Raw genomic sequence first — 12,064 nt, 5'->3', positions numbered from 1 at the left:
ACCATCCGGTTTACAGGCATAAATACCTTTTCCGGTTAACATCTCCGGTATTCATCTACGCTCCCCCTTTCTCTTTGCTATCAGACGGTTTATTGTCATATTTTTCTGGCACTGTTGGACATCTGAGAGCAATGCTCGCCATAATAAATCGGTAGTGTCCCGTGAATGAAACGGAGTAAAAGTGGTAATGGGTCAGGAAAAGCTATACATCGAGAAAGAACTCAGCTGGTTAGCGTTCAACGAACGTGTACTCCAGGAAGCTGCTGATAAGTCAAACCCGTTGATCGAACGGATGCGTTTCTTAGGCATCTATTCCAATAATCTCGACGAGTTTTATAAGGTTCGTTTTGCCGAACTGAAGCGCCGAATCATTATTAGCGAAGAACAGGGTTCAAACTCTCACTCCCGCCATCTGTTAGGTAAAATCCAGGCCCGCGTATTAAAAGCCGATCAGGAATTTGACGGCCTGTACAACGAGTTGCTGCTGGAGATGGCGCGCAACCAGATTTTCCTTATCAATGAACGTCAGTTGTCGGTCAATCAACAGAGCTGGTTACGCCACTACTTCAAACAATATCTTCGCCAGCACATTACACCGATCCTGATCAACCGCGAGACGGATTTAGTTCAGTTTCTGAAAGATGACTACACCTATCTGGCGGTGGAAATTATCCGCGGCGATACGATCCGCTACGCGCTGCTGGAAATCCCTTCCGACAAGGTTCCCCGTTTTGTGAATCTACCGCCGGAAACCCCGCGCCGTCGCAAACCGATGATCCTGCTGGACAACATCTTACGCTACTGCCTTGACGACATTTTCAAAGGGTTCTTTGATTACGATGCGCTGAACGCCTATTCGATGAAAATGACTCGCGACGCCGAATACGATTTGGTGCACGAGATGGAATCGAGCCTGATGGAGCTGATGTCGTCCAGTCTGAAACAGCGTCTGACCGCAGAGCCTGTACGTTTTGTCTATCAGCGCGACATGCCGAATGCGCTGGTCGAGGTACTGCGTGAAAAGCTGACGATTTCTCGCTACGACTCGATTGTTCCCGGCGGGCGTTACCATAACTTCAAAGACTTTATTAATTTCCCCAACGTTGGCAAAGCTAACCTGGTGAACAAACCGCTGCCGCGTTTGCGCCATATCTGGTTCGATAACGAGAAGTTTCGTAACGGCTTTGACGCCGTTCGCGAACGCGACGTGCTGCTATATTATCCGTATCACACTTTTGAGCACGTTCTTGAACTGTTGCGCCAGGCCTCTTTCGACCCGAGCGTGCTGGCGATTAAAATCAACATCTACCGTGTGGCCAAAGACTCGCGCATCATTGATTCGATGATCCATGCTGCGCACAACGGTAAGAAAGTCACCGTGGTGGTGGAGTTGCAGGCTCGCTTTGATGAAGAAGCCAACATTCATTGGGCCAAGCGTCTTACCGAGGCAGGCGTTCACGTTATCTTCTCCGCGCCGGGCCTGAAAATTCACGCCAAATTGTTCCTTATCTCGCGTAAAGAAGGTGATGAAGTTGTGCGCTATGCACATATCGGGACGGGGAACTTCAACGAAAAAACGGCGCGTCTCTATACCGACTACTCGTTACTTACCGCCGACTCACGCATTACCAACGAGGTTCGTCGGGTGTTCAACTTCATCGAGAACCCGTATCGTCCGGTGACGTTCGATTATCTGCTGGTTTCTCCGCAGAACTCGCGCCGTTTGCTGTACGCGATGATTGACAAAGAAATCGCCAACGCGCAGCAAGGACAGCCTTCCGGTATCACCCTAAAACTGAATAACCTGGTCGATAAAGGCCTGGTTGATCGTCTCTATGCGGCCTCAAGCTCAGGCGTGCCAGTCAATTTATTGATTCGCGGTATGTGCTCTTTGATTCCGAATCTGGAAGGCATTAGCGACAATATTCGCGTGATAAGCATAGTTGACCGCTACCTTGAACACGACCGGGTTTATATCTTCGAAAACGGTGGCGACAAGCAGGTATACCTCTCCTCCGCAGACTGGATGACCAGGAATATCGACTATCGCATCGAAGTCGCCACCCCGCTGCTAGACCCGCGTCTTAAGCAACGGGTGCTGGATATTATCGATATCCTGTTCAGCGACACGGTGAAGGCTCGCTTCATCGATAAAGAACTCAGTAATCGCTACGTACCGCGCGGAAACCGCCGTAAGGTTCAGTCACAATTGGCGATATACGACTACATCAAATCACTCGAGCAACCTGACTAACGCTATGCCAATACACGACAAGACTCCACGACCGCAGGAATTTGCTGCGGTCGACCTTGGTTCAAACAGTTTCCATATGGTCATTGCCCGCGTGGTTGATGGCGCAATGCAGATTATCGGGCGACTGAAACAGCGCGTTCATCTGGCGGATGGCCTCGGCGAAGATAACAAGCTGAGCGAAGAGGCAATGGAGCGCGGATTAAGCTGCCTGTCGCTGTTCGCCGAACGTCTGCAGGGCTTTCCCCCATCAAGCGTATGCATCGTGGGAACCCATACTTTGCGTCAGGCGCTAAATGCGACCGATTTTCTCAAGCGAGCAGAAAAAGTTATCCCCTACCCGATTGAGATTATTTCCGGTAATGAAGAAGCCCGACTGATTTTTATGGGCGTGGAGCACACCCAGCCGGAAAAGGGTCGTAAGCTGGTTATTGATATCGGCGGTGGTTCAACAGAACTGGTGATCGGCGAAGATTTCGAGCCCAAACTGGTGGAAAGCCGTCGTATGGGCTGCGTCAGTTTTGCTCAGATGTATTTCCCGGGCGGCGCTATTAGTCGGGAAAACTTCCAGCGTGCGCGCATGGCGGCAGCGCAAAAGCTTGAAACCTTAACCTGGCAGTTTCGAATTCAGGGCTGGAACGTTGCGCTGGGCGCGTCGGGCACGATTAAAGCGGCACACGAAGTGCTGCTGGAGATGGGTGAGAAAGATGGTTTTATCACCCCTGAACGCCTGGACAAACTGCGAACCGAAGTGCTGAAGCATGCGTCATTCGATGCGCTCAGCCTGCCGGGGCTGTCTGAAGAGCGAAAAGCGGTGTTTGTGCCGGGACTCGCGATTCTGTGCGGCGTTTTTGACGCACTGGCTATCCGCGAACTCCGCCTTTCTGATGGCGCACTACGCGAAGGCGTGCTGTATGAGATGGAAGGTCGTTTTCGCCACCAGGACGTTCGCAGCCGTACTGCGAGCAGCCTGGCGAACCAGTACAACATCGACAGCGAACAGGCCCGGCGCGTACTGGAAACGACGATGCAAATGTACGATCAGTGGCATACGCAGCAGCCAAAGCTGGCCAATCCACAACTGGAAGCGTTGCTGCGCTGGGCGGCGATGCTGCATGAGGTTGGGCTGAACATCAACCACAGCGGTTTACATCGCCACTCGGCGTATATCCTCCAAAACAGCGATTTACCGGGTTTCAATCAGGAACAACAACTGATGATGGCAACCCTGGTTCGATATCATCGCAAAGCGGTGAAACTGGATGATTTGCCGCGCTTTACGCTGTTCAAGAAAAAACAGTTTCTGCCGTTAATTCAGCTGTTGCGCCTGGGCGTGCTGCTGAATAATCAGCGACAGGCGACCACCACGCCACCGACGCTGACCCTAATTACCGACGACAACCACTGGACCTTACGCTTTCCGCATGACTGGTTTAGCCAGAATGCGCTGGTGCTGCTCGATCTGGAAAAAGAGCAGCAATACTGGGAAGCCGTTACCGGCTGGCGTCTCAAAATTGAAGAAGAGAGTTCACCCGATATCGCCGCATAAGCTCTCAGCAGGTGCCAGTTCTTCTGGCACCTGTTCTTCCAGCATTTCATGCAACGGCTGTGGTTTACCAATCAGATACCCCTGCATGTAATCAATCCCCAGCGAAATTACCGCACTGCGTATTTCTTCGCTTTCGACGTACTCCGCGACCACCAGCATTCTTTTCATCCGCGCCAGATGGCAAATAGAGGCCACGATTTGATAGTCGAGGCTATTCGAAACGATGTTGCGAATAAAGCTGCCATCAATTTTCAGGATATCGGCATTCACATTCTTCAGCCGCGCATAGCTGGCATATCCGGTACCAAAATCATCAATCGCAATCTGACAGCCCAATGATTGCAGCTGCAGTAACGTTGCCTGCGCCTGTTCCGCATTGGTTAAGGCATTGCTTTCCGTTACTTCAAAAATCAGCTGCCACGGTTCAACTTTGTACTTAATCAGCAGTTGGTTGATGTCATGCGGAAGCCGGGCCCTGCATACCGACGTGGGAGATAAGTTAATAGCAAACCGACGGGCGGGCATTTTTTCCCGATTCTGCGCCATAAACTTCAGCGTATTTTCAATCACCCACAGATCGATGCTGGATGACAATCCAAACTCATGCGCTACCGGTAAGAAGCTGTCAGGACCGATGGTTTTACCATCATCTCCCTCTAGCCGCAGCAGAATTTCGTGATAAACATCGCCGCGCACGCCTGAAATCGGCTGCGCCATCAGGAAAAAGCGATGGTGCTCCAGCGCCAGCTGCAGACGATTCATCATCGCAACCTTATCTTTCAGGTCACGTTGCAGGTGCATCACGCCTCGGCGCTGCAAATTCTCTGGCGCATTGGTCGCCAGAGAAAGCTCGGCGATGGTGCTTAACTCCCCCAGTAACAAGTAGATGTGATTAACCGGAGAACGGACATAGCAAAAACTAATCCCCACCTGCGGCTGTAAAGGCATGCCATCCCAGATAAAACGAAACTGCTTGATATGCCTGTCCAGCGCTTCAATACGCTCCTGATGCGACTCGGTGTTAAAACGCAGAACTAAATCATTACCCGATAACTGATAGACATGCTCATCTTGTTTCAGCAATGGCTTTACCCACTGGGCAAGTTTTTGCTTGTACTGGATACGTAGCATAATGCCGTAATTTTTCACCAGCAGTTCCATACCCGGAACACTCAAAAAGCAAAGCACTGACCATGGCGCCTTTCTCAAATCCCGGTTCAAAGCGCGCAAATTCGGAATATGCACCATGGGGTCAAAGAAGGCCAGACGATGAGAATGTCTGGCGACAATTCTCTGGCGCGTTGCCAGTACGGCAATAAAATTCACGATGAAGGAGAAAACCAGGTAACTCGATGAGGTAATGGCAAGCTGCACATCGTAACCCGAATACCAAGGCATATAGCGTTGATAATAATGAATTGCTGTAATGAGTACGAGCATCCATATTAACGAAATAAATTTATAACCGTAACGCATTGCTCCCCATAGCATGACGGGCAGCATCAGTGACAAGGTATAATTCGTGCTAAATATTGAGCTTTTCTCATCTAGCGGCATACACAACAATGTCATTAGTATGGTCAATATAATCAGCCAGACCGCAAACTCTGTTTTGGTAACTTTGGTATCAAACTGCTGCTTTAACTGAGATAAATAACCTCTGATATACAAAGGATTACGAATCGTGCGAATGATAAAGTAGCACAGTGGAACCCCAACCAGATTCCCGGCCAGCATGGCCTGATAGTTGATCAACGTGCCGGTATTAAGGGGCATAACGCCCACCATGCCGGATTTGCTCTCATAGACGCCCACAAACGCGGCGAAATGGAAGAATAGCAGAAACAGCGTTGCCGGGCAGAAAACCTGCCAAAACATGTGCTGAAACATCAGGTGGGAGTCACCGTAAGAAACGTTATTCCGCCGGGGAGCAAAAACTTTATACCCTCCCCAACTAAGCACTATCGTAACTATAAAGTGCGAAATTATTGAGAGCATTTCAAATAACCCAACCTGCGGATATTTGTACCAGATGATGGAAATGATAATTCCTGGTAATGCCGCCCAGCCAAAAAACAACATCAGGCTAATCATCAGCGCTAAAGGCAGGTAGAAAAGAATTACGTTCCCGGTACTAATATGGGCATAGGTGTTAGCAGTGCTCAATATAGGCAACAGCAAGGAAGGCAAGATGAGAGGTAACGCCCACCATCTATCTCTAATACCAATATAATTTTTATTGAGTTTCATAGATGCTCAGTAGAATCCCGCACATCCTGCAGGGGGTATTCGGACAGGCATCCCACCTGACGTTAAAACGATAAAGTTAAATACATTAAAATGACTCATCAATTTTAGTTGTCAGCAAAGGGTGATGCTTGATACACATCAATAAATAAGTCCCTCATTAATCAATTATTACTCTTTTCATGGTTTTTTATCGTTATCTCATTATTAATGCAAATAATAACATTAATTTCCATAACATAAATAGATAAAACAACTGAAGCAATTTTACATAACGAAAAATTGACCATTCCCTCACAGTATGCCTTAATGTGACTATCGCCCTCAGTTGGGTACACTACAAGGAACCTTTTGTGAGCCAGGTTACCAGCCTACGCAAACGACACCGATTTAACAGTCGCATGATCCGGATCGTACTGCTTATCAGCTTTCTTTTCTTCTTCGGACGCTTCGTCTACTCCGCCATAGGTGCGTGGCACCACCACCAGAACAAAAAAGAATCTCAGCAGATCACCCTACCGCAACAGGCATCTCCTGCACAAACTGACGTACGCTGATCGCTCGCGCCGAGGATACCCACAGCATTAAGATTCCTTACCGGATGGCTAATCGCCTGACATTTAACCATCCGGTAAGGGATTTGAGTAATGAAACTTCACGCAGTCTTGCCCGCCCACACGTGCTGATATATCGGATAATCAACCGTGTTTTTCGCACAAATACACCATCTTTTAATCCCACTTCACCGCGCCATTCGCGCTGATTTTTTACGTTCCAGTGTACTGGATATAAAAAAGAGACACTGCGCTCAAATAGACGCTAATTAATATCGCCAGAAAATATCACTGACTAAAACATTCATATTTAGCATAAATTTAAATGCTTATCTGAATTGTTACCGTTATTAAATTCTACAGGGTAATACCCTGAGTATTTTTCATTATTTCCGTAAATAAGAAGCGGTGTTGAATGGAGCGCAGACGTTAAGTGTGTGATTAACCCTACTATCGAGCAGGACTGTCGCATCGATAAAATTCGCGCAATAAAAAGCCCTCTGTAAACAGAGGGCTTTTACATACTACCGGTTCAGAAACCGCTAAACGGGAGGAATATTATTCCCACTCAATCGTAGCTGGCGGCTTACCGCTGATGTCATACACCACGCGGGAAATACCGTTAACTTCGTTGATAATGCGGTTAGAGACGCGGCCTAAGAAGTCATACGGCAGGTGCGCCCAGTGCGCGGTCATAAAGTCGATGGTTTCAACAGCACGCAGGGAAACAACCCAGTCGTACTTACGGCCATCGCCCATGACGCCAACGGAACGTACTGGCAGGAACACGGTGAACGCCTGGCTCACTTTGTTGTACAAGTCAGCGTTGTGCAGTTCCTCAATGAAGATAGCATCCGCACGGCGCAGCAGGTCACAGTACTCTTTCTTCACTTCGCCCAGCACGCGTACGCCCAGACCCGGACCCGGGAATGGGTGACGGTACAGCATGTCGTACGGCAGACCCAGTTCCAGACCAATCTTACGCACTTCGTCTTTGAACAGCTCACGCAGCGGTTCAACCAGACCCATCTTCATCTCTTTCGGCAAACCGCCCACGTTGTGGTGAGATTTGATGACGTGCGCTTTACCCGTGGCAGAAGCCGCGGATTCGATCACGTCCGGATAGATGGTTCCCTGCGCCAGCCACTTAACGTCTTCCAGCTTCAGCGCTTCTTCGTCGAAGACTTCCACGAACACGCGGCCGATGATTTTACGTTTAGCTTCCGGATCGTTCTCGCCTTTCAGCGCGTCCAGGAAACGCTTTTCACCTTCAACATGAATGATGTTCAGGCCGAAATGGTCGCCGAACATATCCATCACCTGCTGAGCTTCGTTGAGACGCAGCAGACCGTTGTCGACGAACACACAGGTCAGGTTTTTGCCAATCGCACGGTGCAGCAGCATCGCGGTGACGGAGGAGTCAACGCCGCCGGAGAGGCCGAGGATCACTTTATCAGTGCCAACCTGCTCACGAATGCGGGCAACGGCGTCATCGATAATTTTTGCCGGGGTCCACAGCGCTTCACACTGGCAGATGTCGCGCACAAAACGCTCCAGCATGCGCATCCCCTGACGGGTGTGGGTAACTTCCGGATGGAACTGCACACCGTAGAAACGTTTTTCCTCGTGCGCCATGATGGCAAACGGGCAGTTGTCGGTGCTGGCAACGGTCACGAAACCTTCCGGAATAGCGGTCACTTTGTCGCCGTGGCTCATCCACACGTCCAGCAGTGGTTTGCCGTCTGCGGTCAGAGAGTCTTCAATACCGCGGATCAGCGCGCTGTCGGTCTGAACTTCAACCTGCGCATAGCCGAATTCACGTTCGTTAGAACCTTCAACATGACCACCGAGCTGCATTGCCATAGTCTGCATGCCGTAGCACACGCCGAACACAGGCACGCCCGCAGTGAAAACGTATTCCGGCGCACGCGGGCTGTTTTCTTCAGTGGTGCTTTCCGGACCACCGGAAAGAATGATACCGCTTGGGTTGAATTCGCGAATTTGTGCTTCCGTAACATCCCACGCCCACAGTTCACAATAGACGCCCAGTTCACGTACGCGACGAGCAACCAGCTGAGTGTACTGAGATCCGAAATCAAGGATGAGAATGCGATGTTTATGAATATTGTCTGTCATTGACGCTAATTCCGAGGCAAGTGAAACAAATTCGCCCGGCATATAGCCGGGCGCGGAAACTTATCAGGAGCCCATGCGGTAGTTAGGGGACTCTTTGGTGATGGTCACATCGTGGACGTGACTTTCCTGAATACCCGCACCGCTGATACGTACAAACTCTGCTTTTGTTCGCAGCGCGTCGATAGTACCACAGCCGGTCAGACCCATACAGGAGCGCAGGCCACCCATCTGCTGGTGAATGATCTCTTTCAGGCGACCTTTATACGCAACGCGACCTTCGATACCTTCCGGGACCAGTTTGTCAGCGGCGTTATCGCTTTGGAAATAACGGTCGGAAGAACCTTTGGACATCGCGCCCAAAGAGCCCATACCACGGTATGATTTGTAAGAACGGCCCTGATACAGTTCGATTTCGCCCGGAGATTCTTCAGTCCCCGCCAGCATAGAGCCAACCATCACTGCAGAAGCACCCGCAGCGATCGCTTTTGCGATGTCGCCGGAAAAACGAATACCGCCATCGGCAATAACCGGGATACCAGTGCCTTCCAGCGCTTCAACAGCGTCAGAAACGGCGGTGATCTGCGGTACACCGACGCCGGTAACGATACGGGTAGTACAGATGGAGCCTGGGCCGATACCGACTTTAACAGCGCTGCAGCCGGCTTCCGCCAGCGCGCGAGCGCCTGCACCAGTCGCAACGTTCCCCCCGATGATCTGCAGATCCGGGTATTTAGCACGAGTTTCACGGATACGCTGCAGTACGCCTTCTGAGTGACCGTGAGAGGAGTCAATCAGCAGAACATCAACGCCAGCGGCAACCAGCGCGTCAACACGCCCTTCGTTACCCGCACCTGCGCCTACAGCAGCCCCAACGCGCAGACGACCATGCTCGTCTTTACAGGCGTTAGGTTTACGTTCCGCTTTCTGGAAATCTTTAACGGTGATCATGCCGAGCAGATGGAAGCTGTCGTCAACAACCAGCGCTTTCTCGACGCGTTTTTCGTGCATTTTGGCAAAGACAACATCGCGTGCTTCGCCTTCACGAACGGTCACCAGACGCTCTTTCGGCGTCATGTAGACGCTAACCGGCTGATTCAGATCAGTCACAAACCGTACGTCACGACCGGTGATGATGCCGACCAGTTCGTTATCTTCAGTCACTACCGGGTAGCCTGCGAAACCGTTACGCTCGGTCAGTTCTTTTACTTCGCGCAGAGTGGTGGTTGGCAGTACGGTTTGTGGGTCGGTCACGACGCCAGATTCATGTTTCTTCACGCGACGAACTTCTTCCGCCTGGCGCTCAATAGACATGTTTTTGTGGATAAAACCGATGCCGCCTTCCTGAGCCAGGGCAATTGCCAGGCGCGCTTCCGTCACGGTGTCCATTGCTGCGGAGAGCATAGGAATGTTCAGGCGAATGGTTTTCGTCAACTGGGTGCTGAGATCAGCAGTATTCGGCAGAACGGTAGAATGAGCGGGAACGAGGAGGACGTCGTCAAACGTCAGGGCTTCTTTTGCGATACGTAGCATGGGCAATATCTCACCTGGGAGGTTATTAAATATTGCCGCGGCATTATACAGAGCGTAACCGATTGCATCCACACTTTTTTGCAAAAAAACCTTGCGCTCCTCTGTGAGCATGTTACTTTCGACTGAATAACTTGCTGATTTAGAATTTGATCCCGCTCACATGTTATCCTCTCAGACCACCTCAATTTTTACCGTAAGCCGCCTGAATCAGACGGTTCGTTTGCTGCTTGAGCAGGAAATGGGACAAGTGTGGATCAGCGGTGAAATTTCGAATTTCACGCAGCCGTCCTCCGGTCACTGGTATTTCACGCTCAAAGATGACACCGCTCAGGTACGCTGCGCGATGTTTCGCAACAGCAATCGCCGGGTAACGTTCCGACCACAGCACGGTCAGCAGGTACTGGTACGCGCCAACATTACATTGTACGAGCCGCGCGGCGACTATCAGATAATTGTTGAGAGCATGCAGCCAGCGGGCGAAGGTTTGCTGCAGCAAAAATATGAGCAACTCAAGGCCAAACTGCAGGCTGAAGGGCTATTCGATCAGCAGTTCAAAAAAACGCTGCCCTCACCGGCCCACTGCGTCGGGGTAATCACCTCTAAAACCGGCGCCGCGCTGCACGATATCCTCCACGTCCTGAAGCGTCGCGACCCTTCCCTGCCCGTTATTATCTACCCGACCGCAGTCCAGGGCGATGATGCGCCAGGGCAGATCGTTCGGGCCATTGAACTGGCGAACGCGCGGGGCGAGTGCGATGTGCTGATCGTCGGGCGCGGCGGCGGCTCGCTGGAAGATTTGTGGAGCTTTAACGACGAACGTGTTGCACGGGCGATCTTTGCCAGCCGCATTCCAGTCGTCAGCGCCGTCGGCCATGAAACCGATGTCACTATTGCCGATTTTATTGCAGATTTACGGGCACCTACGCCGTCGGCGGCGGCAGAAATTGTCAGCCGTAATCAGCTTGAACTGCTGCGTCAAATACAGCATGGTCAGCAGCGTCTGGAGATGGCGATGGACTACTACCTCGCCAATCGTACTCGTCGATTTACCCAACTTCATCACCGCTTGCAACAGCAGCATCCGCAACTGCGTCTGGCCCGTCAACAGACCGTGCTGGAACGACTGCGTCAGAGAATGAACTTCGCACTTGAGAATAAGATTAAACAGGCAAATCAGCGTCAGCAGCGCATGCTGCAGCGTCTGAATCAGCAAAACCCGCAGCCGCGTATTTACCGTGCGCAAACACGTATTCAGCAACTGGAATACCGCCTGGCGGAAAGTATCCGTGCGCGTTTAAGCGAACAGCGCGAGCGTTTTGGCAACGCGGTTACCCATCTTGAGGCAGTCAGCCCACTGGCCACGCTGGCCCGCGGTTATAGCGTGACGACCGCAAAAGAGGGTGAAGTGCTGAAACAGACTAAACAGGTTACAGCAGGTGATGTGCTCACCACCCGCCTGTCTGACGGATGGGTGGAAAGCGAAGTGAGAGCTGTCACGAAGACAAAGAAAACGCACAGGAAAAAACAGGATTAAAGCGGCACAAACGCCACGCGTTTCTTCGAGATAAGGCCATGACCGTTCTGGCAGAAATAATCCACCGCGCCACAGGCTTTAAGCACCTGCAGCGGCTGATTGCACTCCGGGCAGTGCGCTTCTAACTGAATATCTTTATTACAGTTATCACAGTGCGCCATACCGTTTTGCGGCTCCAGCTCTGCATGACAATCCGGGCAAATAATAGACATAGCGACTCCAGTACAGGGATCCATTACTGCGCTGAGTTTAACACGATGCGT

The 12,064-nt window shown here is 51.0% G+C and carries 8 protein-coding genes; 4 read left to right on the top strand and 4 right to left on the bottom strand.

The genetic code is table 11. The features are described 5' to 3' along the window. Positions 1-187: 187 nt before the first annotated feature. Both ppk1 and ppx read left to right on the top strand, forming a co-directional pair. A complete protein-coding gene (ppk1, locus tag OGV93_RS01750) occupies positions 188-2,254 on the top strand; it encodes a polyphosphate kinase 1 (RefSeq protein WP_003835119.1) in 2,067 nt (688 codons plus the stop codon). A 4-nt stretch (positions 2,255-2,258) separates the two neighbouring features. Then, positions 2,259-3,800 (top strand): exopolyphosphatase, encoded by a 1,542-nt coding sequence (gene ppx / locus OGV93_RS01745; RefSeq protein WP_016153985.1) that lies wholly within the window; start codon positions 2,259-2,261, stop codon positions 3,798-3,800. Here the strand turns inward: ppx and OGV93_RS01740 are convergent. After that, positions 3,780-6,050: a bifunctional diguanylate cyclase/phosphodiesterase gene (locus OGV93_RS01740; RefSeq protein WP_181636430.1), complete on the bottom strand. Its 2,271-nt coding sequence runs from the start codon at positions 6,048-6,050 to the stop codon at positions 3,780-3,782. The genes ppx and OGV93_RS01740 overlap by 21 nt on opposite strands. A 350-nt stretch (positions 6,051-6,400) precedes the next feature. On the opposite strand from OGV93_RS01740, the gene OGV93_RS01735 reads away from it, so the two are divergent. Continuing rightward, positions 6,401-6,604 (top strand): YfgG family protein, encoded by a 204-nt coding sequence (locus tag OGV93_RS01735; RefSeq protein ID WP_047416419.1) that lies wholly within the window; start codon positions 6,401-6,403, stop codon positions 6,602-6,604. Between the two features lie 555 nt (positions 6,605-7,159). On the opposite strand, the gene guaA is transcribed toward OGV93_RS01735, so the two are convergent. Together guaA and guaB are read right to left on the bottom strand one after the other, a co-directional pair. After that, positions 7,160-8,737 (bottom strand): glutamine-hydrolyzing GMP synthase, encoded by a 1,578-nt coding sequence (guaA, locus tag OGV93_RS01730; RefSeq protein ID WP_016153990.1) that lies wholly within the window; start codon positions 8,735-8,737, stop codon positions 7,160-7,162. Between the two features lie 63 nt (positions 8,738-8,800). Then, on the bottom strand, positions 8,801-10,267 hold the full coding sequence (guaB, locus tag OGV93_RS01725; protein WP_287109321.1) for an IMP dehydrogenase: 1,467 nt from the start codon (positions 10,265-10,267) through the stop codon (positions 8,801-8,803). Between the two features lie 160 nt (positions 10,268-10,427). On the opposite strand from guaB, the gene xseA reads away from it, so the two are divergent. Further along, a complete protein-coding gene (xseA, locus tag OGV93_RS01720) occupies positions 10,428-11,801 on the top strand; it encodes an exodeoxyribonuclease VII large subunit (protein ID WP_287109320.1) in 1,374 nt (457 codons plus the stop codon). On the opposite strand, the gene OGV93_RS01715 is transcribed toward xseA, so the two are convergent. Next, the gene (locus OGV93_RS01715) at positions 11,798-12,013 is read right to left on the bottom strand and encodes a zinc ribbon domain-containing protein (protein ID WP_016157125.1); all 216 of its coding nucleotides are present in this window, start codon (positions 12,011-12,013) and stop codon (positions 11,798-11,800) included. The two genes, xseA and OGV93_RS01715, sit on opposite strands and share 4 nt — an antisense overlap. Positions 12,014-12,064 lie beyond the last annotated feature (51 nt).

The sequence above is a fragment of the Citrobacter sp. Cb031 genome (assembly GCF_030336725.1).
Lineage (GTDB): Bacteria > Pseudomonadota > Gammaproteobacteria > Enterobacterales > Enterobacteriaceae > Citrobacter > Citrobacter braakii.
This window is presented reverse-complemented; position numbering and strand designations above follow the sequence as displayed.